20 protein-coding genes and 2 pseudogenes are annotated in these 26,671 nt (G+C 38.8%); 19 read left to right on the top strand and 3 right to left on the bottom strand.

The window, feature by feature from the left end; all coding sequences use genetic code 11:
• The first annotated feature begins 138 nt into the window (after nucleotides 1-138).
• From FXF36_RS13200 to FXF36_RS13190, 3 genes are all read left to right on the top strand, one after another.
• The gene (locus tag FXF36_RS13200; RefSeq protein ID WP_151624831.1) at nucleotides 139-1,995 is read left to right on the top strand and encodes a methyl-accepting chemotaxis protein; all 1,857 of its coding nucleotides are present in this window, start codon (nucleotides 139-141) and stop codon (nucleotides 1,993-1,995) included.
• Nucleotides 1,996-2,326: 331 nt separating this feature from the next.
• Nucleotides 2,327-3,820 (top strand): ISLre2 family transposase, encoded by a 1,494-nt coding sequence (locus FXF36_RS13195; RefSeq protein WP_151622274.1) that lies wholly within the window; start codon nucleotides 2,327-2,329, stop codon nucleotides 3,818-3,820.
• A gap of 434 nt (nucleotides 3,821-4,254) precedes the next feature.
• A complete protein-coding gene (locus FXF36_RS13190) occupies nucleotides 4,255-5,229 on the top strand; it encodes an aldolase catalytic domain-containing protein (protein ID WP_090170567.1) in 975 nt (324 codons plus the stop codon).
• Here the strand turns inward: FXF36_RS13190 and FXF36_RS13185 are convergent.
• Together FXF36_RS13185 and FXF36_RS13180 are read right to left on the bottom strand one after the other, a co-directional pair.
• Complete coding sequence (locus FXF36_RS13185; RefSeq protein WP_167511386.1) at nucleotides 5,226-6,386, bottom strand: glycosyltransferase; 1,161 nt, start codon at nucleotides 6,384-6,386, stop codon at nucleotides 5,226-5,228. The genes FXF36_RS13190 and FXF36_RS13185 overlap by 4 nt on opposite strands.
• 369 nt (nucleotides 6,387-6,755) lie before the next feature.
• Nucleotides 6,756-8,133 (bottom strand): annotated as a pseudogene (locus FXF36_RS13180) (transposase).
• Nucleotides 8,134-8,289: 156 nt separating this feature from the next.
• Here FXF36_RS13180 and FXF36_RS13175 point away from each other — a divergent pair.
• The 6 genes and pseudogenes from FXF36_RS13175 (at nucleotide 8,290) to ilvC (ending at nucleotide 14,616) form a co-directional block, all read left to right on the top strand.
• Nucleotides 8,290-9,177, top strand: a complete 888-nt coding sequence (locus FXF36_RS13175; protein ID WP_151624827.1) for a class B sortase — start codon at nucleotides 8,290-8,292, stop codon at nucleotides 9,175-9,177.
• Nucleotides 9,174-11,429, top strand: coding sequence for a leucine-rich repeat protein (locus FXF36_RS13170; RefSeq protein ID WP_151624825.1), 2,256 nt, complete (start codon nucleotides 9,174-9,176; stop codon nucleotides 11,427-11,429). Before FXF36_RS13175 ends, FXF36_RS13170 begins: the two co-directional genes overlap by 4 nt.
• 391 nt (nucleotides 11,430-11,820) lie before the next feature.
• Nucleotides 11,821-11,988 (top strand): annotated as a pseudogene (locus FXF36_RS13165) (ISNCY family transposase); the annotation flags it as partial.
• A 164-nt stretch (nucleotides 11,989-12,152) separates the two neighbouring features.
• Nucleotides 12,153-12,809 carry a 4'-phosphopantetheinyl transferase family protein gene (locus FXF36_RS13160; protein WP_151624823.1) on the top strand — a complete coding sequence of 219 codons (657 nt, stop codon included), beginning with the start codon at nucleotides 12,153-12,155 and terminating at the stop codon, nucleotides 12,807-12,809.
• A 250-nt stretch (nucleotides 12,810-13,059) separates the two neighbouring features.
• Entirely contained in the window at nucleotides 13,060-13,560 is a 501-nt protein-coding gene (gene ilvN, locus FXF36_RS13155; protein ID WP_090170574.1) for an acetolactate synthase small subunit, read from the top strand.
• A gap of 27 nt (nucleotides 13,561-13,587) precedes the next feature.
• Nucleotides 13,588-14,616 carry a ketol-acid reductoisomerase gene (gene ilvC / locus FXF36_RS13150; protein WP_151624821.1) on the top strand — a complete coding sequence of 343 codons (1,029 nt, stop codon included), beginning with the start codon at nucleotides 13,588-13,590 and terminating at the stop codon, nucleotides 14,614-14,616.
• A 108-nt stretch (nucleotides 14,617-14,724) separates the two neighbouring features.
• Here ilvC and FXF36_RS13145 read toward each other — a convergent pair whose 3' ends face one another.
• The gene (locus FXF36_RS13145) at nucleotides 14,725-15,534 is read right to left on the bottom strand and encodes a hypothetical protein (RefSeq protein WP_151624820.1); all 810 of its coding nucleotides are present in this window, start codon (nucleotides 15,532-15,534) and stop codon (nucleotides 14,725-14,727) included.
• A 72-nt stretch (nucleotides 15,535-15,606) separates the two neighbouring features.
• Between FXF36_RS13145 and FXF36_RS13140 the strand changes: the two genes are divergently transcribed.
• The 10 genes from FXF36_RS13140 (at nucleotide 15,607) to FXF36_RS13095 (ending at nucleotide 26,667) form a co-directional block, all read left to right on the top strand.
• Entirely contained in the window at nucleotides 15,607-16,338 is a 732-nt protein-coding gene (locus tag FXF36_RS13140; protein WP_151624818.1) for an AzlC family ABC transporter permease, read from the top strand.
• Nucleotides 16,331-16,636 carry a branched-chain amino acid transport AzlD family protein gene (locus FXF36_RS13135; RefSeq protein ID WP_151625803.1) on the top strand — a complete coding sequence of 102 codons (306 nt, stop codon included), beginning with the start codon at nucleotides 16,331-16,333 and terminating at the stop codon, nucleotides 16,634-16,636. Before FXF36_RS13140 ends, FXF36_RS13135 begins: the two co-directional genes overlap by 8 nt.
• A gap of 469 nt (nucleotides 16,637-17,105) precedes the next feature.
• Nucleotides 17,106-18,245: a multiple monosaccharide ABC transporter substrate-binding protein gene (gene chvE, locus FXF36_RS13130; RefSeq protein ID WP_151624816.1), complete on the top strand. Its 1,140-nt coding sequence runs from the start codon at nucleotides 17,106-17,108 to the stop codon at nucleotides 18,243-18,245.
• 60 nt (nucleotides 18,246-18,305) lie between these two features.
• The gene (gene mmsA, locus FXF36_RS13125; protein WP_151624814.1) at nucleotides 18,306-19,871 is read left to right on the top strand and encodes a multiple monosaccharide ABC transporter ATP-binding protein; all 1,566 of its coding nucleotides are present in this window, start codon (nucleotides 18,306-18,308) and stop codon (nucleotides 19,869-19,871) included.
• Nucleotides 19,861-21,027: a multiple monosaccharide ABC transporter permease gene (mmsB, locus tag FXF36_RS13120; RefSeq protein ID WP_243143512.1), complete on the top strand. Its 1,167-nt coding sequence runs from the start codon at nucleotides 19,861-19,863 to the stop codon at nucleotides 21,025-21,027. Before mmsA ends, mmsB begins: the two co-directional genes overlap by 11 nt.
• A 234-nt stretch (nucleotides 21,028-21,261) precedes the next feature.
• Nucleotides 21,262-22,029, top strand: a complete 768-nt coding sequence (locus FXF36_RS13115) for a response regulator transcription factor (RefSeq protein ID WP_243143511.1) — start codon at nucleotides 21,262-21,264, stop codon at nucleotides 22,027-22,029.
• Nucleotides 22,026-23,846, top strand: coding sequence for a sensor histidine kinase (locus tag FXF36_RS13110; RefSeq protein WP_151624810.1), 1,821 nt, complete (start codon nucleotides 22,026-22,028; stop codon nucleotides 23,844-23,846). The genes FXF36_RS13115 and FXF36_RS13110 overlap by 4 nt, the downstream gene beginning before the upstream one ends.
• A complete protein-coding gene (locus FXF36_RS13105) occupies nucleotides 23,833-24,630 on the top strand; it encodes a type 1 periplasmic-binding domain-containing protein (RefSeq protein WP_151624808.1) in 798 nt (265 codons plus the stop codon). Before FXF36_RS13110 ends, FXF36_RS13105 begins: the two co-directional genes overlap by 14 nt.
• 26 nt (nucleotides 24,631-24,656) lie before the next feature.
• Nucleotides 24,657-25,694, top strand: coding sequence for a galactose ABC transporter substrate-binding protein (locus FXF36_RS13100; protein ID WP_151624806.1), 1,038 nt, complete (start codon nucleotides 24,657-24,659; stop codon nucleotides 25,692-25,694).
• Between the two features lie 70 nt (nucleotides 25,695-25,764).
• Nucleotides 25,765-26,667, top strand: a complete 903-nt coding sequence (locus FXF36_RS13095) for a DUF1751 domain-containing protein (RefSeq protein ID WP_420330085.1) — start codon at nucleotides 25,765-25,767, stop codon at nucleotides 26,665-26,667.
• Nucleotides 26,668-26,671 lie beyond the last annotated feature (4 nt).

The raw sequence follows: 26,671 nt of genomic DNA, 5'->3' as shown, positions 1-26,671 counted from the left end.
AAAATCCATAGAAATTGTACATTTTTTAAACATTATATGTATTTTTTGTGACACCTCTTAACCAATTAAAACGTATGGGTATATAATTTTTTAAACGGAATTATTAGGCATTAACATTAATTTAAATGGGGGTGCGCAATGGAAACAGAAGAAAGGCAAGAGAAAATAAAACAGAGGCTTGATAAAAATCTTACAGCTGAGCAAAAGGAAAATCTTAAAGCTGTTGGAAAGGTTGTTGAAAATAATAAAGGCAACTTTTTCCAATCAATTTCTTTTCAAAACATAATTGTAAATGTTGCTATACTTGCGGCATTTATAATATATGCAGTGATTTCCAACTCAGCTATGCAAAGCGTAAAGTCACAGGCTTTAGTAGCAAGTGAAAAGGAACTTATTTGCGCACAGGAATCGGCTGCATTACGTCAAGATGTAGTTCATATTTCAGCTGAAATTAATCGTACATTAGGACAACTTGAGGCAGGCAAGGAAATGCCAGCTGAAGAATTTGCGGAGATGGAAGGTTATATGAATGATATTGGCTCTCATCTTGATTATTTGGATGCTAGTATACTGGTTGGAAACCTACCAGATGGGCAGGAGAGAGTTGATAATCTCAGAGCTAGCGCAGAGGCATTAGTTGCTGCAGCTGGTGCTGTGGAAAACTTTATCATATCAGGTGATTTTACGGGAGCAATTGGCTGTGTAACTGGTGATTACGGAACAGGCCTTGTTGCAACATATGATGCTTTAGATGCTATTGATGAGGGAATTAATTCTCTAAGCGTGGGCTTTAGCGCTTATTTGGATAGGTACATTGCCCAGGTTTCTGTAAAGGGATATATAGTCATGGCGATGGTTGTTGTCTTGATTATACTTAGCTTTGTACTTTCATTTGTTAGAATTAATAAGACTATACTTGGTATTTCATATGAATTACAAGCTATCATTAATAATATCAATAAGGGCAAGGGCGATTTAACTGCCCGAATAAACACAAAAACAAAAACAGAGCTTGCACTTATATCTGATTGTATCAATCAGTTCTTAGGAACATTGCAGGGTGTAATCAGAGATGTTAAGGATGGAGCAACAGTTCTTACATCATCTGCAGATAGTGTTATTGTAAAGATCCAAAGTGCTAGTGATAATGTAACAAATACATCTGCAGCAATGGAAGAGCTGGCAGCATCTATGGAAAGTGTATCTGCAACAGCAGAGGATTTGAATGATAAGGTTCTTCAGGTTCGAGAGGCAACAAATGCAATTGACGCAGAGGCTAAAGCAGGTGCTGAAAAGGCTAATGAAATCAAAGATGCGGCTGATTCAATTAAGAAGGAAGCCAACAGTAAGAAAGATAATACTGGAAAGAAGATGGAAGAGCTGTCGAAGGTTCTTGAAGTTTCTGTTAAGGAATCTGAACAGGTTAATCAGATTGGCGACCTTACAAATGAAATTCTTGATATTGCCAGCCAGACAAATCTTCTTGCGCTTAATGCTTCAATCGAGGCCGCTCGTGCAGGTGAAGCTGGTAAGGGCTTCGCTGTAGTTGCAGATGAGATTAGTGCTCTTGCAGCAAATTCCCGCGATACAGCTGGTAACATTCAGGAGATTTCTTCTAAGGTTACTGCTGCAGTTAAGTCCCTTTCGGATAACGCTATTCAGGTTATTGACTTCATTAATGAAAATGTATTGGCTGACTACGATGCCTTTGTTGACACTGGTGTTAAGTATGAGAACACTGCTACAATGATAGAGGAGATGCTTGGAACCTTCTCTGAGAAGGCTGATAATCTCAATTTTGTAATGAATGAGATGGCTGACAGAATTGAGAGCATTTCAAGTTCTGTACAGGAAAGCTCAAGTGCGATTGGAATGAGTGCAGCTTCAGCAACTGAGATTGTTGGGGAAATCCAAGGCATTACAGAGGCTATGGATCAAAACAATGAAGTTACAAAGCAGCTCAATGCATCAACTCAGAAATTCGAGATAGTATAGGTTTTTGATTTTCCTCAGAAAATCAAGAAGTCATAAATTTACGTCGCAAGTTACACTCTCAATCCTAGGTATTAAGACTCTTGTTACGGCTACAAGCCTTAGGTTTCTCTGTTCGACTACATGTCTCACTGAGAAACCAAAGAGCTTGATACCTACAAGAGGGATTGATAGTTACTTGTGGCTTAGTTTATGGCTACGCTTTGGTTAATCGATTGACTTTGGCTAGAGTAAAATTTTTATCGGAAAATTAAACAAATAAAAAAAGAACATCCTCTTTTGTGATAAATTATTGATTTGCGAAAACAATAAAACAAGGGAGGATGTTCTTTTTATGGAAGAAATTATAAAGTATTTCGCAGATGTTTTCATCACAAATTTATATGATGCTAAGATTGATTTTTATAAGAATCCACAGTCTTTAGCTGAATTGGTCATTGCAACTAAGAAGGAAACAGATGAGTTAGGACGATTATTTATTCAATCTGTGTTGCAGGAAATGGATATACTTCTAAAGGAATTACCAAAGAGAAAACGCCTATGGAATGTTGAACATAAAGCTGATGCGAGACAGGTTCTTACAACTCTTGGAAGAGTTACTTTTACAAGAGCACTATACGTTTCAAAGAACACTAATTCAGATGAGAAGGAAGAATTATGCTATCTGTTAGATAAGTTGATTGGTCTAGGCGATAATCAGCAGATGACAGAAGACGTTATGGCGAACATTTATAGTGAAGCTGTTCAGACTTCATATCGGAAGGCTGGTGAGGTAGCATCTATTCCTGAAGGGGTTACTAAAACAACTGTAAAAAATCTGCTTCATAAAACAAAATTCCCAAAGAATTTCCAGATTCCCGAAATTAAAAAGGAAGTGGATTATTTATATATAGATGCAGATGAGGATCACTATCATCTCCAGTTTAAGGATGTGCGTGGTGATTTGGAGTACAACGATTATGGCAGAAAGCTAAATGGTTCTATTAATAAGATTATCTACGTATTTGAAGGAATAGAGCCTGAAGCACCGAGAAGTAAACGAAATAGACTTGTTGGAACACACTATTTTTGTCGTGGAGATGAACAGGACAATAAAGAGTTATGGAAGGAAGTTTTTGATTATGTAGAGGCAACATATGATGTAGAAAAAATAAAGAAAATATATATAAATGCTGACGGAGGAGCATGGATAAAAACTGGATATAGAGGTTTAGCCAATGTAACATTTGTATTAGATGAATTTCATATATCAGAGCATGTTTCTAGAATGATTTCACACATGAAGGATTCTAAAGATGATGTAAGGATTGAAATATATAAAACGATAAGAAGCAAAACAAATGCTGATTTTCTAAAACTGGTTGATAGATTAAAAGAATACACTTCCTCAGAAAATATACTTGCAAAAATATCGGCATCAGCTGATTACATAAGTTCAAATTGGATGGCAGCTAAATATCGCTTAAGAAAACATGAAGGAGTGTTGGCTTGTTCGGCAGAAGGGCATGTATATCATGTGTTATCTAGTAGAATGAGTACGCAAGCGATGGGTTGGAGTAAACATGGAGCAAATCAGATGGCTCGTCTGCGTGAGTATTATTATAACGATGAAGACATGCTTGAACTTGCAAAATTCCAAAAAGAAGAACTGCCGATGGCAGCGGGGGCAAAAGAAGTTATATTGACTGCTAATGATGTCCTGGCATCAGAAAAAAACAAGAGAAGTCAGCTATTGCGAGAATACGGTAAATATTCAGAGGCAATTCATTCAAGCATGAGTGTTCAAAATAGTAAGCAGCTATTGTTTATGTTGAATGGAAAGCTGTAAAAAGGAAACAACACCTGACGGTGTTGCCTTTAATAAACGTGCTTCGCACAAACCTAATCTTTCATTTGCTTGATTTACAGTGTATCTGCCCAGAAATGGGAGTCAAGGATGCTACGCACCGAAGGCTGAAGTCCTTGACACCCATTTCAAGGCAGATAAAATATCAACAAGCAAACGAAGGATTAATTGTCGTACAAAAAAGTACGGCTTTTAAACCAAAATCAGAGGGCTGCGGAGCAGGGCTTCCTTTTAGAATAGAAAAATAGTAAGATAATCACAAATCTAATTCTTGTCACAAAAACACAGGGATAGTCTTTTCTGTGATTTCCGAGTACAAATTTACGCTGCCTTGACTTTGCGTTGTTGTACGATTATAATTACTTTACCACTTTTAATTGCTAAAGCAGAACGACATACTTAGGAGGATACGAAAGATGAAAGAGGTTTCAAAGCTTCTTGCTGTGCGAGAAAGCGTACGTGTAGTTGATGCAACTTTGAGAGATGGAGGTCTTGTAAATGATTTCTATTTCACTGATGAGTTTGCAAAGGCTCTTTATTTGACTAATGTTAAGGCGGGAGTTGACTACATGGAAATGGGCTATCGTGCTGATAAGGAGCAGTTCGATGAGTCGAAGTTTGGACCATGGAAGTTTTCATCTGATGACTATATTAGAAAAATAGTTGGAGATAATAATACTGACTTAAAGCTTGCTATCATGGCTGATGTTGGCCGTTGCAACTACAAGGAGGATATTCACCCAAAGGCTGAAAGCCCTGTTGATTTGATTCGTGTGGCAACCTATCTTCACCAGTTACCAGGTGCTATCGAAATGATAGAAGATGCTGACAAGAAGGGCTACGAGACAACCTGTAATATTATGGCTATCTCTACTGCATCAATGGAGGATGTAAAGGCTGCTCTTGATATTGTTTGCCAGACTCCAATTTCCTGCATTTATATTGTAGATAGCTACGGTTCACTCTATCCAGAACAGATTGAGCGTATCGCAGATGTTTACTGCAACGCAGCCGCTAAATATGGTAAGAAGGTTGGTATGCATGCTCACGACAATCAGAAGCTTGCATTCGCAAATACTATAGAGGCTGTTGGTGATGATGTTGATTACCTTGACGGAACATATTGTTCTATGGGACGTGGCGCTGGAAACTGTGCCATGGAGCTTTTACTTGGCTTCCTCAAGAATCCAAAATATAAAGAGCGCTATGCAATTAAGTTCGTAGAAGACTATATGCTTCCGCTTAAGGAACAGGGAGTTGTTTGGGGCTACGATATGCAGTACCTTGCAACAGGCCTTTTGAACCAGCACCCACGTACAGCTATTGAATTTACGAAACAGGGTCGTAAGGATTACTTCAATTTTTATCAGGAAATGCAGAATATAGATTAATTCTTAATTGTGAATAATATTTTATGTGCAATATTATCCCAGGTATGGTTTATCGACGCTATGTCGTAGCCTGCCTGGGCTATTTTTTTGAGATTAGAAGGGTCTGAAAGGGCAGAGTTTACCTTTTCAGTTACGGCATCAATGTCATCTAAGCTGTAAAATAGGATGCTTTGATTATCTTTATATTCGCTTTGTAAGAGCGTAGTAGAGTCTGTAAGAGAAACAGCTCCATTTAACTGACCTGAGAAGACACGGTCGTGGCTTCCTGCTTTAAAGTTTGGCATAATATTTACACTGATTTTTGACTTCGCAAATACGGTAAAGGTGAGATTGAATGGTATTTCTCTGTGAAGCTCGGCGTGTTTTAGGTTTAGTTCTTCCCACAATGCACCAAATAAATGGAATTCATATCCGGTTCTATCCAGTGCCTGCACAAGCTTCTTTCTATTTAGACAGCGTATATACGTATCAGCCAAATAAAAGGTCTGGGTGTGTAATGGCTTATCTGAATTGATGTATTCATAGAATTCGTTTTCCACAAGAATATCTACGGCAGCCTCTATGGTCATAGTGCTATCTGCTTTCATCATATCAATTAACGTATATACGTTTTCTGAGATTATTTCTGGCATTTTATTAATGGCTGTTTCGATTCTGACAGGGTCAGTATAGGTGCCAGAAAAGAGAATATCATAAGGTCGCAATTCCCAATTGTCCCAGTCAATTGAATCATGACCAAAGGCAAGCTCGCCAGTCATAGGGGTTACAGTTACAGATTTAATGTGTGGATAGTATTTTTCGATATAAGCCTTGTGGAGTGAATCAAGGCATACTACATGAAAATTATTGAGCTTATGCTTAAGCGTATCATGATGATATAGTGGATGATCTAAAATTACATCAAAAAATGGTGCATCCACATGGTCTAAGAAGTAAGAATCGTCATCCATAAGTGCCCGAGGTAGGTCAGAATTGAAATCTATGAGAGCATCGTAGCTTTTGCCAATATATTGCTCTAAATCATCTAGAGCATCTTCATCAACCTTGAAATATTCCACCTGGTGGCCAAGCTTTGTAAGAGCCTCACCAAGAGAGTCACCAAAATAAAGATATGAATTGTAGCATACTGTTTTCATTTCAAAGATAAGAAATCTCATAGAACTCACAGCCTCCCCAACTATAGATAAGTTACTATTCACAGTAACTCCACCCACATTCATAATGGAATAGTAACAATTGTTCACAATTATTTTACCACACATAGTTAGGCACTATGGTATAATTTTTAAATAATAGGTAATTGCGAAACTCGCTGACGCTCGTCCGCAATCTTGATTATAAAATCGGATATTTCGCGCATAGGCGCGGAATTACTTTTGAAAGATAATTTTAGGCGCACTAAATAAGCCTGACTTATGAAGTTGGTAAGTCCTAAGCGATTAAAGGTTTCAGGCTACGGACAAATTCATGGTGGTTAATTTTATCAGCCAAAATGACAGTTACAAGCTGAGTTATTCCAGCAAGTATCAGATCAGCATGAAGAGTTTTTTCGTTTTGAGTTCTGCGTCCAGCAAGGCAAAGGTTTTCTTTGATGTGATTAATGTCTCGCTCAACCGCGGTCCTAATTTTATAAGTTGATTCCCATTCTTGGGTTCCACGAATAGCTCCTGGATAAGCTCTAAGATCTTTTTCGGGATAGATATGAATCATTCGACCGCAAGAGGATGATGTACATGGATTATCACATAGGCATTTGCGATGCGATTTCTTTGTGTTTTTATCATAGACATATTTGATTTTTGGGCATACAAACTTGAATCGAACAAGCCCATTCTTTCTGGTTGATGAACTTTCAAATTTCATTGGAAGACTATCATCATTAGGGCAACAAGGTATTCCATCTACATTTATTTTACAATCAGGATTTTTGATTCCTGACCTCGCATTCAGTGGAATATATGCTTTTGAGAAATGAGCATCTTTGCCAAAGGTATTGCCAGTTAGTAACTCTTTGTATAGGAGCGCTGAATCAAATGCAGCATCTCCAAGAAAAGTCTTTGGGTTAATCAAAGGGTGCTTATCAAAGAAATCCTTAAGTGTTGGGATTAAAAGTTTCGCATCGTGAACACATTTATCTTCGTCAGGAGAATCTGATTTCTTCTCGACGATTATCTCAGGATGAGATGCCATGAAATCTTTGTTATAGAAGGAAATATGGCGAACAATACCTAAACCGTTCGTCACAATTCCAAACTTGAAAACATAACAGAAATGACCATTTATATATAGTTGTTTTATTTATGGATTAGCAGATGCATGACTAGGCATTGAACCGTAGGCTGCTTTGTATGGATCATAACCTTTATCGAAGCCATTATTTTTAGCATAAGCTTTTAACTGCTTAACTATACGGTTGGCATACTTGGGATTGCTTTCAGTAACAAAAGCTTCAATGCCAGATGAGTCAAATATTGTCATGTCAGCTTTAGCAGCATCTATGGCCTGACAGATAGGCTCTGTAACATCAACGAGATTATCGAAGACGAGTTGCAAATCATTGAGAAAGTCTTGTTTAAAACGAGTTATTTTGGAAGCATCTGGAACTTTTGTGAAACCACAGAATTCTCTAAGTGGTTTTGAATAGCTAAGAAAAGTCAGTAAGAGCTGGTCAGTTGGAATAGAAAAAATCCGCTGAATAATAAGCGCCCAAAGTAGCGCTTGCAAAGGGTATTTACGGGTTCTGCCCGTTGATGCATAGAAATGATTTCTGAAAGAAATCGGGATAATTTCATCAAGATTGATATAGGTTTCTAATAGAGCCAGAAACGCAGGCTTGTCATTTTCAAGTTTATCTTGGCAGTCTGAATAAATATCAGCCAAAGAAAGCTGTTTATATGGTATCATATATATCAGAATAACTCCTTCCTTGGTTAGTACAGTGGTTTCTCGTCAATTCTATTGTACCATATCAGTGAGGAGTTATTCTTTTTTAGTTAACAAAAAATGCCGCATTTACGCGGCTTGTGGCGTTTTGCAAACGCCTAATAAACTTTATGACTTATGGGGTTTATTGAACAGCATGTTGAGGATATTACAGTGAATAATACGCAACCAGCTATTCATTATGAAAAAAGGTATATTTTATCAAAGAGACGTAAACGTCTGATTAGGTTTTTGCTTTTTCCGGTATGTTTAGGACTACTTGTAATGGTGGGGACTCTGGGCTATAGAGGATACAAAGTATATGTTCATAAAAAGGAGGTTGAAGATCTTCAAACACAAATAGCGGAAATGGAGCAAGCCATTGAAAAAATGGCATATGATATAGAAAATGCAAAGAGTGAAGTTGTGGTAGAACCTGAACCTCAAATACTCCCTAAATTTGCGGAGCTTTATGAACAGAACTCTGATATAGCAGGATGGCTTTCAATTCCGGATACAGAGATCAGTTATCCAATAATGTACTTAGATGGAGATAATGACTATTATCTTTCTCATAATTTTGGCAAGGAGGAAGACAAAAACGGACTTCTGGTTCTGGATAAAAGATGTAATCCTAGCGGTGATGATGTGAATTGGCTAATTCATGGTCACAATAAGAAATCTGGAGCTATGTTTGGCACCTTAAAATATTATACGGATGAGGACTATTATATTTCACATCCTCAGATAGAGATATCAACATTATATGAAAATCGAACTTATGAGATAATGGCTGTATTTCGCTCATCTGTTTACAATGATGAGACTACAGATTTTGAATACTATGAATATATTCAAATCAATGATACCCACAGCTTTGATGAGTATATAGAAGGTATAAAGGAAATAGCACTTTATGATACAGGAGTAACAGCTTCATGGGGAGATAAGCTGGTTACCTTGTCCACCTGTGAGTATTCAAAGAAAAATGGCAGGCTGGTTATAGTTGGGAGGGAAGAAAAATGAGAAAACTAAGATTACTTAAGAGAATATTAGGATTTTCATTGGTAGTCCTTTCTGTAATCATGCTTATAATGCCAAGGGATGTAAAGGCGGATTCTTTAAATATTCAGGTAGTAAATAAAAGCTCATTTCCTGAATTTGACGGAGCTACGGCAAGTGTGAAATTTTATGATGGTGAGGTGTCAGAAGGTTATACTGTAGCTAGCATCGAGATAGAGGACTATACAATACCTGATGAGACCTGGGTTTCCACATATTATGACAACTATTTTGGAATAAAAATAAGGGCGTTGGATGCTTCAGGGAATGAAGTTTATGGATTGGAGAAGTATCCTAGAATTATGCTTCCTGTACCAAGTAAATTTGATATTCCCTCAGTAGGTGAAGATAAAAGTATGTTTGTAAGGAGTAATAATGCCGCTATTGATGAATATACGCGAGAATATAGAATTGTTGACGGAAAATTTGATTTAGATGTAGATGTGTTTACTGTTCAGGATGATATATTCAATAAGGGGGTTGTCTTTTTCGGGAAAGTCAATGACAGTACATCTAGTAAACCTGAATTTATAGTAGAAAATGGGGTATTACTCACAAATACAAAAAATATAACTGGTGACATGCACATCCCGGAAGGGGTTGTTACTGTATCGGAGCTGATTGGTTCATTATCATGTAATTATCAGATAAATTTAATTTCAACTGATGGTACAGAACGAATTTTTTTACCATCTACATTTAATTTATCAAGATGGTGCGGTGAGGAGTTTTTTGATGGTTATTATTCAGGAATATTTGATGCATTTAATTGTAAAGATATTATAGTTGATGAGAATAATCCTTATTTAAGTTCATATGATGGGTGTGTGTACGACAAAGCGCAAAGCACATTGTTATATGTTCCTGTCGATAAGAGCACAATTAGTTATCCTGAGACTATCACAAGTATGGCTGAACGTGTTTTTTGGCATAGAGATATATATGATTTTTCACTTCCAGATTCATTGCAACAGGTTGGAGAGGATGCTTTTCTCGGTGCATATTTTACACCATGTGATGTGGCAGTTCCTAGTGCTATGTCTACAGTTCCGTCTAAAACATTTATATTAGAATCATTTAGCAGCATTACATTGACAGAGGCTCAGAAAGAATTAAAAAAGAATGCTTTTTATTGTGCGTCAACTAATAGTACTAGATGGTCAACGTCAATTATTGTGAATAACAAGGATTTGGTATTCGAAGATGAGAGTATAAATCCTTATGAAGATTTTTATGATCATAGAAGGTGCCATGATTTAACAATTCTTGGATACACAGGTAGTACAGCAGAACAATATGTGACTAATTTTAATGCTACTCATCCAAGTGATGTTCAAATAAAATTTGTTGCTATAGATGGAACTGGGGAGTCGGGTGTAATAGTATCTGACGATAGGGATTACATAAAAAAGCCGTTTTCTGTGCAATCAGCAAATGTAAGCAATGGAAATGGCTCCTACAAGCTGAAGGTTTCTGAATCAGATGGAGCTGCCTTTCAAACATTATTGACCATTACCAATTCGGATTATTTAGTGCCTGTTAATTTTTCTTTGGTTGATGGTACTGGAAATGCTGTAAGTGATTTTGGAAGCTGTACTATAACGATGTCTATTCCATTACTTATGGATGTAAGCAAGGGAACGATTAAAGTCGTTGGCATTAATTCTGATGGAAGTCTTGAGACTTTTGACACAACTATAGTAGAGGTAAATGGGGGGAAGTATGTTCAGTTTACCACCACTCACTTTTCAGAATATGCTCTAGTTTATACACCAAATGGTAGTAGCGAATCTGGTGATTCAGGTGGAGGTTCAGGTGGCAACAGTGGAGGTGGCACACAGCCTTCAAGTGGCGGGGGCTCAGGAGATAGCGGTGGAAGTGGAAGTGCACAGCCTTCAGGCGGTGGCGCACCTTCATCAGGCTTTCAAAGTAGCTCATCTTCTTCTCAGAGCAGTAGTGCACCCGCACCTGCTCAGCCAGCACAATCCGCTGCAGCTACATCAGTGTCGGCTCCCGCTGGGGCAGCGCCTGCGCCTGCCGTGCAGTCCGCCCAAGGTTCTACGGCCAGTGCAGCAAAGGATATGCCTAAAACAGGAGATGATGATTCTTACATGATGTATATGGCATTTTTAATCTTCTTGGTAGGCTTACTTTTGATAATAACCTCTATCCCTACAAGTAAAAAGAAAGTGGTAGCAGTGTATCCAAGAAGTTAGGTTTCACAGTAATTCTAAAATGTTAATAGGTTTTTGATTTTCTGAGGAAAAACAAGAATTTATAAATTATTAGCACTCGAGTTTTAGAATAAATTAGTGAACTTTGTCTAAGCTTGTCAAGTCTCATGGAGTCGATAAGATAAGGCTTTGTGGGACTTGATGTTTTTTAACTGAAGTTATCAGATTATGTCTATTTTTGTAGAAATGGATTAAAAATTGGTGTGAATTTTTAGTCCTGTATTTCTCTATACAACTTAGGTTGTGATAAACACCCATTTAACCGATAGATTGAAGCGTGTTTCAACTACCCTTCCTGGTCAATAGTTCAAAATAGTTAAAAATATTAGCCAATATATAGCCGTTGTATTGATATGCCTATCTCTATCAATACAACCATATGAAGGATAATCTTTGTTTGGCTGGACGCCGCACTCAAAATGAGAAGACTCTGCATGCTGATCTGATACTTGCAGGAATTACTCAGCTTATATCTGTAGTACTTGCTGACAAGATTCATCACCATGAATACATCAGAAGCCTCAAGCCCCTCATAGCATAGGGCTTACCAACTTAATAAGACATCAGCCTTATTCAAGTGCGCCTAAGATGGGATTTATCAGCCCAGTTCACGTCTTTGCCATCAAAAAAGCGTTCCAGAATTCTTTTGTTAAGGTTAAATGAGTTTCGCAAATACCTATTTTTAAATAAGAACAGGGGGAGCCTATGATTAAAGCCGCTGCTTACAATTGTGAACCACTACAAAATCCTTTCATATTTGATGAAGTTTATGACATGATAAGTCCTCAGAGGAGGGCTCATGTTGATGAGGCCAAAACCCTAAAGGGGAAGTGTGAGAGACTAGGCGCTGCCCATCTTTTAGAAAAGCTTTTGTGGGAGAACCACATCCAAAGACCCTATGTTTATTCAACGACCTCTCAGGGGAAACCAATTTTTATTCAACCGAAGAATGTTGATTTCAGTTTGAGTCATGCAGATTTTTTTGCTGTGGCAGCTATTTCTGATAAGCCTGTTGGAATTGATGTTGAAAGAATTCGTAAATACGATCCGGATTTGGTGAAGCGATTCTTTACCAGATATGATATTGAGTATTTGGAGTCGATTAAGAAGGCTGAGGTAGATAAAAAATTCACTGAGGTATGGACCTTCAAAGAAGCTACCTGCAAGATGATGGACAGACCTTTGATGCAGGTTCTCCAGTGGATAGATTACAGTGAGTACTGTGATTGTGAAAAGGGCAATATCGAATGGACTAAACAGGGCTTTGAGTTCAGGGATTTCTATATTACACTATGCTATGAGGACAAGAGGCAGCCAATACAGATGGGGCTTTATAATCCTTATGATGGAAAATATTATTAAGCAGTATACATCTGATAAAGCTATCAATGGTAATGTAAATATAGTAAACTTTGCACCTGAAAACTAAAAATTTTTTTACATTATGGATACCCCTGACTCTCCATAACAGGAGACAGGGGTTATTCTATTAGAGATTATTCTGTAAAAATAATCATCATTATATTTTTATATTGACATATTAGTCAGTTGTGATATTATTTTATTTAGTTTCATACTTCACAGTAGTGAAGTAATAAAGGAGTTTAATTATATGGAATCTACAAAAGTTCTTTCAATATTAGTTGAAAACACACCAGGTCTGGCAAGCCGTATTTCTGGCTTATTCTCACGCAGAGGTTACAATATTGATAGTTTTTCATCTGGAGTCACAGCTGACCCTAGATACACCAGAGTTACAATTGTTACTCATGGTGATGAGCAGGTTCTTGATCAGATTGAAAAGCAGGTTTCAAAGCTTACAGATGTTGTTGATTTGAAGGTTTTGGAGCATGGTATGTCTGTTAAGAGAGAACTTATGCTTGTAAAGATTTCTGCTAGAAATACAGACAGACAGGATGTGCTTACAATAGTTGAGATTTTCCATGGCAAGGTTGTTGATGTTACACATGATTCAATGATTCTTGAGGTTACTGGAAATCAGGATAAGTTGGCAGCATTTTTAGATATGCTTGCGGATTACGATATTTTGGAGCTCGCGAGAACTGGAGTTACAGGTCTTACAAGAGGCTCCGATGATGTTGTAATTTTATAATACAAACAAAAGTAGGAGGATAAAAGAATGTCACAGGAAGCAAAGATCTATTATCAGGAAGATTGCAATCTTTCATTATTGAAAGGTAAGACAATAGCTATTATCGGTTATGGTAGCCAGGGTCACGCACACGCACTCAACCTTAAGGAGAGTGGATGCGATGTCATTATCGGTCTTTACGAAGGCTCTAAGTCATGGGCTAAGGCTGAGAAGCAGGGACTTACAGTTTACACAGCAGCAGAAGCAGCTAAGAAGGCTGATATCATTATGATTCTTATCAATGATGAGAAGCAGGCTGATATGTACAAGAAGGACATCGAGCCAAACCTTGAGGCTGGTAACATGCTTATGTTTGCTCATGGTTTCAACATTCACTTTGGTTGCATTAAGCCACCAGCAGATGTTGACGTTACTATGATAGCTCCTAAGGGACCAGGACACACAGTTCGTTCTGAGTACCTTGCAGGTAAGGGTGTTCCTTGTCTTGTTGCTGTAGAGCAAGATGCTACTGGAAAGGCTCTTGACCTTGCACTTGCTTATGCGCTTGGTATTGGTGGAGCTCGTGCTGGTGTTCTTGAGACTACATTCAGAACAGAGACAGAGACAGACCTCTTCGGTGAACAGGCAGTTCTTTGCGGTGGTGTTTGTGCACTTATGCAGGCAGGCTTCGAGACACTTGTTGAGGCTGGTTACGATCCAAGAAATGCATACTTTGAGTGTATCCATGAGATGAAGCTTATTGTTGACCTTATTTATCAGTCAGGTTTTGCAGGAATGAGATATTCTATTTCAAATACAGCTGAGTACGGCGATTATATTACTGGACCAAAGATTATCACAGAGGATACAAAGAAGGCTATGAAGCAGATCTTAAGTGATATCCAGGACGGAACATTTGCTAAGGAATTCTTACTTGATATGTCACCAGCTGGACGTCAGGTACACTTCCAGGCTATGAGAAAGCTTGCAGCTGAGCACCCATCTGAGAAGGTTGGCGAAGAAGTTCGTAAGCTCTACTCTTGGAATAATGAGGAAGATAAATTTATAAATAACTAAGATTCTTTATTCGAGCCACCCGTAGCTATCTAGCTCTTGGTGTTACTCAAGGAGCCAATCTCGCGACGGAGTAATACCAAGGCTTGAGTGCGTAACGGGTGGCCTTTTTTAGGCTTCGCGGAAGTTTTTATTCTTGAAGAATTTGTATAGGTGCGAGGAAATTTTCAACTCTGTATAGACGTCAGCGTATTCACGCGGGGAGAATTCCGTCACAAAATTAGTAGGAAATACCTTACGCATTCCACGGGATTTACACAGGTCAACTGCCTTATTGTATGCTACAGCTGCTTTTGCCTCGCTGTTGTATCGACCAACAATGAAATCGCCATTGAGGTGGATTTTTGCGGTATAGATTGATTTTCCCTTTTTGATTTCTTTCGAGACCCCGTGATATTTGTTAATCACAATGATATTGGAGTATCTGAAATCATAGCAGTCACCATTGGCGAATTTGTAATCTCGTCCGATTACGCTATATGGTTTAATGCCATATCGTCCCAGAATGTTATACTGCATTCCGTAATCAGTGACGAACATGTGTCCACCGCGGTTTTGTATTTTATGACTTGAATAATAGAAAAGGTCATCGTTATCAAATTTCAAAACTGTGGATGCATCCAAGTAATATACGAAGTAATTTTTTTGAAGATAAATCGGATTCTTAATGTAAATATGATTGTCTCTAAAATTTATTAGAGTAACAACCTTATCGAATGGAAGGTTGTAGATATGATTTTGATAGGAGAGCAGAGTAATAGAGTTATCCTTCAGTATTTCCCATGCCTCTTTGTAGGCACTATTGCACTGAGCCTCAGAGTCAAAGCTTCCGATACTGATGTGCTTTCCGTTATAGGTTATGTTGCCGCGATAGTAGATATCACCGTTTTTTCGTGTGGATTCATATACTCCAGGCTTCATAATAACCTCCTTTGTGAGGATTCCTACAAATATGATTTTACACTTCTGCGAAACAGAAAGTATTAATAAACTATGAATAATTCTTGTAATATTTCTAAAAAACAGGTATTTCGAGATGGCTTTAGAGATGGAGTTCCAATCGGTTTGGGATATTTTGCTGTTGCATTTTCCCTTGGAATTCTTGCCAGAAATGCCAGCTTCACTCCAATTCAGGGATTTATAAATTCATTTTTGAATCACGCAAGTGCAGGAGAATATGCGGTGTACACCGTTGTTGCTGCTGGTGCAAGCTATGTTGAAATGGCCATAATGACTCTTGTTGTAAATGCAAGATACCTTTTGATGTCCACGGCTTTAAGCCAGAAGTTTAACGAAAAGACTTCCATGCTTCATCGAATATTGGTAGGTTTTACGGTTACTGACGAATTGTTTGCAATTACCATCAAACGTCCAGGTTATATTGAGCCAATATATAATTATGCTGCATTTTTAATTGCTGCAATATGTTGGTCTTTAGGGACAGCCTGTGGAATTGTGGCAGGGGAGTTGATGCCTGTGAGAGCAGTTAGTGCACTTTCGGTTGCATTATATGGAATGTTCCTTGCCTGTATTATGCCAGAAGCCAGAAAGCATAGAATAGTTGCGGTTCTTATTATGATTTCATTTGTTCTGAGCTATTTAGGCTCAAGACTTAGAATCTTTGCAGATATCTCAAGTGGAACGAAGACTATAATCCTTACTGTTGCTATAGCATCTGTTGCAGCAATACTTTTCCCGCATCCACAGGAGGAAGATGATGATTAAGACTTATATTTACATATTGGTTGCAGCTATTGTTAGTACGCTTATACGAATTGCACCTGTTACCATATTCAGAAAGCCAATAAAGAGTCGATTCGTAAGGTCGTTTTTGTATTATGTACCTTATGTCACTCTTGCTGTAATGACGTTTCCTGCTATCATCGATGCCACCCAAAGCAAGCTTGCAGGTATTCTTGCCTTAATCTGTGGCACCATCGCGGCCTGGCTAAATCAGAGCCTCTTCCGTGTGGCAATTATCTGCTGCGCTGTGGTATTTGTAGTAGAAATGATACTTGTATAGAATATTTGTTAAAGGGTCCAAATTACTTGGGCCTTTTTTACTACCTTAAAATATGTCACCTATGTAGAAAGTAAAATTAATGACTTTTTTACTACCTGAGAAGATGTCCTCAATATAGACATTAAAACTAAAGGCTATTTTACTATCTAAAAGTATGTTTCAAATATAGATAGTAGAATCAGTGTCATTTTTAATACCTGAAAATATGATTCCACTATAGGTAGTAAAATCCATAATTTTTCTACTACCTGTCAGAAATTTTTCTTTTCAGATAGTAGACATTTATAGTTTATAAAAAAGGGGTGCACAATTGATAATTATTGAATAGATAATCTAGGATATGTGTAGAATTTCTAAGGTTGTGTGTAGAATTTTATATTTATGTCTATTCTGTGAATTGCTAACATAAATGTAGTTAGGTGGTCAGGGGGACCACCGTAAATTCACATTCTTTTAGGAGGAGAAGGAAATGAAAAAAAGAGTTCTAAGTTTAATGCTCACTGCAGTTATGGCTATGGGGTTAGCAGTAGGCTGCGGACCTGCTGACACAGGTGCTCCAGCAGATGACAGTGCAGCTACTACAACAGAGTCTTCTGATTCAGCACCAGCTGCAGAGTCAAACGGCAAGAGAGTTGCTGTTGCAATGCCTACTCAGTCATCAGAAAGATGGATTAATGATGGTGGCAACATGAAGGAAAAGCTGGAGGCTCTCGGCTATGAAGTTGACCTTCAGTACGCAGAGGATGATGTTCAGGCTCAGGTATCTCAGATTGAGAACATGATTGCTGCAGGCGCTGATTGCTTAGTAATTGCAGCTGTTGACTCATCAGCTCTTGTAAATGTTGAGGCACAGGCTAAGGAAGCTGGTATTCCTATTATCGCTTATGACCGTCTTCTTATGGACACAGATGCTGTAAGCTATTATGCAACCTTCGATAACAAGGGCGTTGGTACAGCAATCGGTAAGTACATCGAGGAGTCAAAGGATCTTGCAAATACTAGCGAGACATACACAATCGAGTTCTTCATGGGTTCTCCGGATGACAACAACGCTGTAATGCTTTACAACGGTCTTATGGAAGTCCTTCAGCCATATCTTGACAATGGCACATTGGTATGTAAGTCAGGAAGAACATCTTTCGATGACACATGTATCTTAAGATGGTCTCAGGAAACAGCTCAGCAGAACTGCGAGAACTACCTCACAGGCTTCTATGCTGACGAGAAGTTAGACATCTGTGCAACAGCTTTTGATGGCTTTGCTTATGGATGTAAGGCAGCTCTTGAGGGAGCAGGCTATAAGGTTGGCGAGGATTGGCCACTTATCACAGGTCAGGATGCAGAGCTTATGGCTACAAAGAACATCATCGCTGGCTCACAGACAATGTCAATCTACAAGGATACACGTCTCCTTGCTGACAAGTGCGTAACAATGGTTCAGGCAGTTCTTGAAGGCTCAGAGCCAGAAATCAATGATACTGAGCAGTACAACAATGGAAAGCTTGTTGTTCCTTCATACCTTTGCACACCAGTTGCAGTTGATAAGGATAACTACAAGGAAATCATCGTTGACGGCGGATATTACACAGAAGAGCAGTTAGCAGAATAATATTTGGATGAGTTGTGGTGGCGACTTTAAAAAGTCGCCACCTTTTAAAAGGAGAAGTATATGTCAGATTACATCTTGGAAATGAAGCACATCATAAAAGAATTTTCCGGAGTAAGAGCACTTGATGATGTTAATCTGCAGGTGAAAAAGGGAGAAATCCATGCCCTTTGTGGCGAGAATGGAGCTGGCAAGTCCACCCTGATGAATGTTCTTTCAGGAGTTTATCCTTATGGAACTTACGAGGGCGATGTTGAGTACCATGGACAGCTTTGCAAATTCCACAACCTAAGGGATTCAGAAGCAAAAGGCATCGTTATTATTCATCAGGAGCTGGCTTTAAGTCCCCTTCTTTCTATTGCAGAGAATGTGTTCTTGGGAAATGAACAGCTCTCCATGAAGGGGGTTATCGATTGGACAAAGACCAGGCAGCGCGCACAGGAAATGCTTGCCAAGGTTGGTCTTGAAAATGAAAATGTTAACGCACCAGTTAACTCACTTGGCGTTGGAAAGCAGCAGCTTATTGAAATTGCAAAGGCAATGGCAAAGAAGGTTGAGCTTCTCATTCTTGATGAGCCAACAGCTGCATTAAATGACGAAGAATCAAAGAAGCTCTTAGACATCATGCTTGAGCTTAAGAAACAAGGAATTACATGCATCATCATTTCTCATAAGCTTAACGAAATAAGCTATGTTGCAGATGCAGTTACCATTATTAGAGATGGTAAAACTATTGAAACTCTCGTAAAGGGAGTTGACGATTTCTCAGAGGATAGAGTTATTAAAGCTATGGTTGGTCGTGAGCTTACAAATAGATATCCGGTGAGAGAAGGTGTCACTATCGGTGATACAATTTTTGAGGTTAAAAATTGGAACGTTTATCATCCTGATGATCCTAATCGTCAGGTTCTGAAGGATATTAACATCGAAGTTAGGGCAGGAGAAGTAGTTGGACTGGCTGGACTTATGGGCGCTGGTCGTACCGAGTTTGCCATGAGTGTATTCGGACACAGCTACGGACAGAAAATCTCTGGAACAGTAAAGATTAATGGTAAGGAAGTGAATATCCATACTGTGAAAGACGCCATTAGTAATAAGCTTGCTTATGTTACTGAGGATAGAAAAACAAATGGTTTGAATCTTATTGGTGATATTAAGGAAAATATGACCATTGCAGCTCGACCAATGTTTTTCTCAAAGCATGGAGTTATCAATGGTAATGATGAGATTTTAGCTGCTGAAGATTATAAAAAGAGAATTAACGTAAAAGCGAATTCCATCAATCAGGTGGTTGGTTCACTTTCCGGTGGAAATCAACAGAAGGTTGTGCTGGCAAAATGGATGCTCACTCAGCCGGATGTGCTGATTTTGGATGAGCCAACACGAGGCATCGATGTAGGTGCAAAATATGAAATATATTGCGTTATTAATGAGCTTGCAAAGCAGGGAAAAGCGGTTATCGTTATTTCCTCTGAAATGCCTGAAATCATCGGAACCTGTGACCGTATATACGTTATTAATGATGGCGAGATAGCAGGCGAGCTCACAAGTGCTGAGGTTTCTCAGGAAAAGATTATGCAGTGCGTAATGGCGCATAATAGAAAGGATGATGATGGATATGAAAAATAAAAGAGCAAATCTTGATATGAAACAATATGGCATGTTTATTGCCCTTATTGTTATTTATTTGATATTCGCTTTACTTACTGGTGGTAAAAACCTTACCCCTATGAATATTAACAACCTGGTAATGCAGAATGGCTATGTTGTTATTCTTGCAATTGGTATGCTTCTTTGCGTACTTACTGGAAATGTCGACCTTGGCGTTGGTTCTGTAGTTGCTCTTTGTGGTGCTACTGCAGGTATTATGATGATGGACTACAAGATGAATATGTGGGTGGCAATTATTGCTGCACTTGCTATTGGTCTTTTAGTTGGTATGTTCGCGGGCTTTTTTATTGCCTACCTTAGCATTCCACCATTCGTAGTTACACTGGCAACAATGCTTATGGGCCGCGGCCTTACTTATACCTTGCTTCAGGCTCAGACAAAGGGACCTCTTCCAACAGAGTATAACTTCATTGGTGCAGGCTTCCTTCCAACCTACAAGATTTTCTTTGGTGATGGAATCCTTGATTTGGTATCAATCGCAGTTGCTATTATTGCTTCAATAGCACTTGTTTGGTCAGAGCTTAATGGAATCAAGACAAAGAAGAAATATAATTTCGTCCTTGCTCCTGCTTGGCAGACTGTTCTCAAGCTTGCAATCGAATTATTTATCATCTGGTTCTTCTTCTATAAGCTCGCCCGTTACAATGGACTTCCTTTTGTACTTCTCATCATGGTAGTGCTTATTGGAATCTATGCTTTTGTTACAACAAAGACTGTGGCAGGTCGTCAGATTTATGCCCTTGGTGGTAACCGAAAAGCAGCTAACCTTTCTGGTATCGATACGAATAAAGTATTCTTTTGGGTTTACACCAACATGGGAGTGCTTGCAGCTATTGCAGGTATCGTTCTTTCAGCTCGTAACGGCTCATCAACACCAAAGGCTGGTGACGGTTTCGAAATGGATGCAATCGCATCCTGCTATATCGGTGGAGCTGCCGTAGCCGGTGGTTCTGGAACCATTCTCGGCGCCGTTGTCGGAGCCTTCGTAATGGGTGTCCTCAATAATGGTATGTCCCTCTTTGGATGGTCTACCGATATCCAAAAAATTGTCAAAGGAGCCGTTCTCCTTGGCGCCGTAACAGTAGACGTACTCTCAAAGCGTAAGAAGAATTAAAGTCCGTCGGTTACGCCTACAAGCCTTCAGGCTGTTACGCTTACAAGCCTGATGATTTCTCCGCTCGACTAAATGTCTCGCTTAAGAAATATCATAGCTTGATAGCTACAGCCAATGCTTGTAGGCTACCGACTCAACATAAGCTTGATAGCGTAACAAAGCGTAAGATTTAGGATGCCCTCGGGCATCTTTTTTGCTATAATATCCCTAGGGTTTTTACGAGGGAGAATGCGTATGTACAATGTTATGTTGGTAGACGACGAGGAGGAAGTCCGCGTCGCCATCGAGAAAAAGATTAACTGGGCCGAACTAGGCTTTATTGTGGTGGGTTCTGCAGGCAATGGCTTTGATGCTTTGGACATGGCTTTGGAACGCCGCCCAGATGTGGTTATGACAGATATCAATATGCCTTTCATGAATGGCTTGGAGTTCTCCAAACAGCTGAAGGCTGAGCTGCCGACCACCAAATTCGTAATTCTTTCAGGCTATGATGAGTTCGAGTACGCCAAGGAGGCTATCGAACTTTCCGTCGAGGAGTATATCCTTAAGCCTGTCAATTCTGATGAGCTGTGTCAGCTCTTTTCACGTTTAAAAGTGCGTCTTGATGACGAGGTTGAGCTAAGGCGCAATCTGGAAAATTTAGAAAAGTATTTTGTTAATCCATCTGCTAAGGATAATGACCTCGTGGAGCAAGCAAAGGCGTATATTTTGGAGCACTGTAGCGAGTCTGATTTATCTGTAGATAAAATTTGTTCCCAGCTTAATGTTACTCCAAATTATTTTTCAACGCTTTTTAGGAAGAAGACTGGTAGCACCTTTGTTACCTATCTTACAGATCTTCGCATGGAAAAGGCTAAATATCTCCTTGATAACACTGATGAAAAGGCCTATATCATTGCGGGACTTGTGGGCATTGATGATCCTAACTATTTTAGCTATGTATTCAAGAAAGCTTATGGAATTTCTCCATCAAAGTACAGACAGAAGAAGGATGAGCAATGAAACTACCAGACCTGAAATCTCAGCTTAAAAAGGTCAGAAGAGCATCCAAGAGACGAAGTATTCAGCTGATTATTTCGTTGTCATTTACTGTTGTTTCCATTCTCAGCATGACCTTCATGACGCTTGCGTTTTATGCAAACTATATCAATACTGCAAGACAGACTGCCATAGATAATAATGAGCAGATTATTGACCAGATAAGCTGGAATCTTAATTCGTATTTACGAAATATGATGGGTATTTCAAATTCCATGTATTACAACGTTATCAAAAACATGGATTTGACAAGTGATACCATGACAAAAGAAATGGATCTTTTGTATGCGGCAAATAAGGATAATCTTATCAGCATCGCCTGTATTTCCCAGGATGGTGCTCTTATTTCTGCTGCGCCAATTGCTACCAGAAAATCAGGTGTGGATTTCACGGAGCAGGACTGGTTCACAAGCACGGAGGAGAAAATCGAGAATTTTCATTTCTCAACGCCTCATGTTCAAAATATGTTCGAAAGTAGTAATTATCGATACTACTGGGTTGTTTCCCTTAGCAGAAGTGTAGATTTGAATTACATGGGCCATCAGCGCAGGGGAATTCTACTTGTTGATATGAATTATTCTGCCATTGAGCAGATGTTTTCCCGTGTAAATGAACGTGGCGCAGGCTATGTTTATCTGATAGACGGTGATGGTGAAATAATTTTTCATCCACAACAGCGTGCTATTAATTCTGGTCTGGCTAAGGAGAATAATGCAAAGGCAGCCAGTTACAATGATGGCAATTATATCGAGACCTTTGAGGGAAATCAGCGTTCGGTTATTGTAAAAACGGTTGGTTATACTGGCTGGCGTATTGTATCTGTTATGCCAATTTCAGAGCTGGCTTCTAATTTTAACCAGCTTAGACTGTTTATGCTTATTATTATTTCAGTTACCGTATTTTTGATTCTCTTTGGTAACGTGTTTATTTCAAAGATTGTCACAGATCCAATCAGACGTCTTGAAGAGTCACTTTCTGAGATTGAGGATGGCCGTTTCGATGCAGAAAGAATTTATATTGGTGGTTCGCATGAAATCAGACATCTTGGCCGAGCAATCAAATCACTTCTAGTACAGATGCGAAATATGATGGATGAACGAGTTGCAGAGCAAAAGGAAAAACGTAAATCCGAATTGAATGCTCTTCAGGCCCAAATTAATCCTCATTTCCTCTATAATACCTTGGACTCTGTAATTTGGATGATTGAATGTGAAAAATACCCTGAGGCGATTTCAATGATTACAAGTCTTGCTACGCTTTTTAGGATTTCCCTCAGCAAGGGTAATAACATTATTTCTATTAAGGATGAAGTGACTCATGCTAAGAATTATCTAGCAATTCAGCAGGTTCGCTACAAGAACAAGTTCGAAGCTAATATAGATATTGATCCCGCAATCGAGGATTGCATCACCATCAAGCTGATTATTCAGCCGCTTCTTGAAAACGCCATTTATCATGCGGTGGGTGATTTAGATGATGAAGGTGAGATTGACATCAAGGGCTACGAGAGGGACGGAGATATTTATATTGAGGTTCGTGACAACGGAATGGGAATTCCGCCGGAAGTTTTAGAAAATCTTCTTGTGGAAAAAACAGAGAGCAAAGGGAAGGGCTCAGGCATCGGTCTCTGGAATATCAATCAGCGTATCAAGCTTTATTTCAAGGATGATTATGGACTTTCAATTGAAAGTGAGCTTGATGAGGGCACTACAGCGATTATTCATCTTCCAAAGCTGACCTACGAGGAATATAAGAAAGGCGTAGAAAATGAGAAAAAATAAGATTTTAATAGCCTTCTTTTTAAGCCTTCTGGTGCTGATAGGCATAGAATTTTTTATCTACGTGAATTACAGCACAATCACAAAAGATGTGACAAACATATCCTTTGTGGTTAGTGGCGATAATATGGATCTTTGGGAAAATCTTCGGACTGGTGCTGAGACAGCTGCTCTTGATAATGATTGCGAAATACTGTTTGTGACTTCATCGGTGGAAGCAGGAGCAGAGGGTGAGATTGAAGCTATTAAGCGTCAGCTTAAAGATGGGGCAGATTATGTAGTTGTCTCAAGCAATTATCATTCTGAGGTTGAAGATTATATTTCTGAAATGGGCTTAGAGGATAAGGTTAGTTTCCTTTCAACTGGCGATGACGATGCCATGAATAAAGAGCTAGTATCCTACATTTTGAAGAATAGCAGTAATAGTGTTTTACTTCTTTGTAATCAGCAGGATGAGCAGCTTGGTACACTTTTGAAAGATTCCAATATCTACTTCAAAACTATGAGCTTTGAGGATTATTCTTTTGAAGAAGATATTACCTTCAAAAATTTTGATATTTATGCCATCGATAATCGTTCGGAGGCTGTTTACTATCTTGATAAGGGCATGGTTAAGGCTTTGGCTTATCGAGATGATTATTCCCTTGGGTATATTACAGTAAAGCAGGTTTTGACAGGAAAATCTTTCTCTTCCATTGCAAAACAGGTGCCTCTTTATTATGTCGTTGATAAGGAATCTATGTATACAGAAAAGTTCCAAAAGATTCTGTTTCCTTTTGCAAAATAATTAAGAATTTAAATAGTGAGGATGTTTTGAAAAAGAAAATTGCAATGCTAATGCTGTTTGCTGTTACAGGTAGTCTTTTAAGTAGCTGTAAAAGTAATCAGCCTGAGGAGGAGATTAACAAATCAATAAAGATTGGGGTTACAATGTACAATGAGTTCGACCCGTTTACAGAAGATATCAGGCATAATATCGAGGAAAATCTTCTGAAGCTTGGTCAGGATTCAGAGGTTGATGTGACTACAACCGTAGTATACTCCAGCAAGAATCAGCTTGTTCAAAATGAGCAGGTGGACGATTTCATTGAAAAGGGCTACGACGCAATTTGCGTTAACCTTGTGGATAGGACTGATGCTTCGGTTATCATTGAAAAGGCTAAATCTGCGGACATTCCTATTATCTTTTTTAACAGGGAACCTGTGGAGGACGACTTGCGACGCTTTGACAAGCTTTATTACGTGGGGGCTAAGCCTGAGGAGAGTGGCCGAATTCAGGGTGAGCTTGTACTTTCAGCATGGGAGGATAGAGAGGAAGATATCGATTTAAATCATGATGGTGTTATCCAGTATGTGATGCTGGAGGGGGAGGCTGGACATCCTGATGCAATTATAAGGAGCCGTGTCTCAGTTGACACAATCACTGCAGGCGGCGTTGAAATTGAGCGTCTTGGTGATGAAATTGCCAATTGGGATAGACAGCAGGCACAGACAAAGATAAACTCCCTTTTGCAGGGCTATCCTCGACAGATAGAGCTTATTCTGGCAAATGATGATAATATGGCACTTGGTGCTGTTGATGCCCTAAAAGAATTTGGTGTTCAGACAATGCCTTTGGTTGTTGGGGTAAACGGACAGACAGAGGCTATTGAACAGATAAAGAGTGGGCTTATAGAGGGGACAGCATTAAATAATGCAAAAGAAAAGGGCAGGATTATTGCTGAAATGGCATATGGCCTGAGTTTCAATAATTCAATTCCTGAGGATATACAGCTAACAAAGGGGAAATATTACTTTGTTCCTTACGAAAAGATTGATAGAAAAAACGCACGACAGTATCTACAGGAATAACCTTTATAGAAATTAAATTATAGTTGCGGGAATAGGCTTTAAAGGGTTATAATCTTTAAAGTCTATTCTTATGTCAATTTTTACTTTCGGAGGTATTATTTTGCTTGATAAATTAGAGAAAAAATTTGGCAAATTCGCAGTTAACAACCTGATTGTTTATCTTATTGGTGGTTACGTAATCGGCTATTTACTTCAGTTTGGACAGAGGTTCACAGGTGTTCCATATTTGGATTATCTTACTCTTGAGCCTTATTATATTTTGCATGGCCAGATATGGCGTCTTGTTACATGGGTGATTATTCCACCTCAGACTCAGCTTATTTGGGCTCTTATTATGTTTTTCCTGTACTATCAGTTAGGTACAGCCCTTGAAAGAACATGGGGAGCATTCCGCTTTAATGTATATATCTTTGGCGGTTTGCTATTTACTCTCATTGGAGCCTTTATTACATATGTTGTGTACTTCTTGATTTATAAGACTACACCAATTGGCATTGGAAATCTGATTAGTACCTACTACATTAATCTTTCCATCTTTTTGGCTTTTTCCACTTGCTTTCCAGATATGCAGGTTCTTCTGTATTTCATCATCCCAGTGAAGATGAAATGGATGTCTATTTTCTATCTGGTTATCGTAGGTGTTGAAATAGTAGAGCACTTTGTTTCAGGACAGTGGTATGTTGCAGTTCCAATTATTGCATCACTTTTGAATTATCTTATATTCTTCCTGATGACCAGAAACTACAACAGATATAATCCAAAGGAAATCCACAGAAGAAACGAGTTCAGACGTCAGGCAACTCCACCTCGCACACAGTACAGAGATGGTACACCAATTGCCAGACACAAGTGTGCTGTCTGCGGACGCACAGAGCTTTCTAACCCAGAGTTAGAGTTCAGATTTTGCAGTAAATGTAATGGAAATTACGAGTATTGCTCAGACCATTTGTTTACTCATACACATGTAAATTAATTGA

Source organism: Pseudobutyrivibrio xylanivorans (assembly GCF_008935055.1).
In the GTDB taxonomy this organism is placed as follows: Bacteria; Bacillota; Clostridia; order Lachnospirales; family Lachnospiraceae; genus Pseudobutyrivibrio; species Pseudobutyrivibrio xylanivorans_A.
This window is presented reverse-complemented; position numbering and strand designations above follow the sequence as displayed.

Excerpts from the sequence above, each read along its gene's own strand:
- FXF36_RS13105 (WP_151624808.1), top strand. The coding sequence starts at position 23,833 with ATGAGAAAAAATAAGATTTTAATAGCCTTCTTTTTAAGCCTTCTGGTG.
- ilvC (WP_151624821.1), top strand. The coding sequence starts at position 13,588 with ATGTCACAGGAAGCAAAGATCTATTATCAGGAAGATTGCAATCTTTCA.
- FXF36_RS13195 (WP_151622274.1), top strand. The coding sequence starts at position 2,327 with ATGGAAGAAATTATAAAGTATTTCGCAGATGTTTTCATCACAAATTTA.
- FXF36_RS13115 (WP_243143511.1), top strand. The coding sequence starts at position 21,262 with ATGTACAATGTTATGTTGGTAGACGACGAGGAGGAAGTCCGCGTCGCC.
- FXF36_RS13170 (WP_151624825.1), top strand. The coding sequence starts at position 9,174 with ATGAGAAAACTAAGATTACTTAAGAGAATATTAGGATTTTCATTGGTA.
- FXF36_RS13145 (WP_151624820.1), bottom strand. The coding sequence starts at position 15,534 with ATGAAGCCTGGAGTATATGAATCCACACGAAAAAACGGTGATATCTAC.
- chvE (WP_151624816.1), top strand. The coding sequence starts at position 17,106 with ATGAAAAAAAGAGTTCTAAGTTTAATGCTCACTGCAGTTATGGCTATG.
- FXF36_RS13140 (WP_151624818.1), top strand. The coding sequence starts at position 15,607 with ATGAATAATTCTTGTAATATTTCTAAAAAACAGGTATTTCGAGATGGC.
- FXF36_RS13175 (WP_151624827.1), top strand. The coding sequence starts at position 8,290 with ATGGGGTTTATTGAACAGCATGTTGAGGATATTACAGTGAATAATACG.
- FXF36_RS13095 (WP_420330085.1), top strand. The coding sequence starts at position 25,765 with ATGTCAATTTTTACTTTCGGAGGTATTATTTTGCTTGATAAATTAGAG.
- FXF36_RS13135 (WP_151625803.1), top strand. The coding sequence starts at position 16,331 with ATGATTAAGACTTATATTTACATATTGGTTGCAGCTATTGTTAGTACG.
- mmsA (WP_151624814.1), top strand. The coding sequence starts at position 18,306 with ATGTCAGATTACATCTTGGAAATGAAGCACATCATAAAAGAATTTTCC.
- FXF36_RS13110 (WP_151624810.1), top strand. The coding sequence starts at position 22,026 with ATGAAACTACCAGACCTGAAATCTCAGCTTAAAAAGGTCAGAAGAGCA.
- FXF36_RS13160 (WP_151624823.1), top strand. The coding sequence starts at position 12,153 with ATGATTAAAGCCGCTGCTTACAATTGTGAACCACTACAAAATCCTTTC.
- FXF36_RS13190 (WP_090170567.1), top strand. The coding sequence starts at position 4,255 with ATGAAAGAGGTTTCAAAGCTTCTTGCTGTGCGAGAAAGCGTACGTGTA.
- ilvN (WP_090170574.1), top strand. The coding sequence starts at position 13,060 with ATGGAATCTACAAAAGTTCTTTCAATATTAGTTGAAAACACACCAGGT.
- mmsB (WP_243143512.1), top strand. The coding sequence starts at position 19,861 with ATGAAAAATAAAAGAGCAAATCTTGATATGAAACAATATGGCATGTTT.
- FXF36_RS13185 (WP_167511386.1), bottom strand. The coding sequence starts at position 6,386 with ATGAGATTTCTTATCTTTGAAATGAAAACAGTATGCTACAATTCATAT.
- FXF36_RS13200 (WP_151624831.1), top strand. The coding sequence starts at position 139 with ATGGAAACAGAAGAAAGGCAAGAGAAAATAAAACAGAGGCTTGATAAA.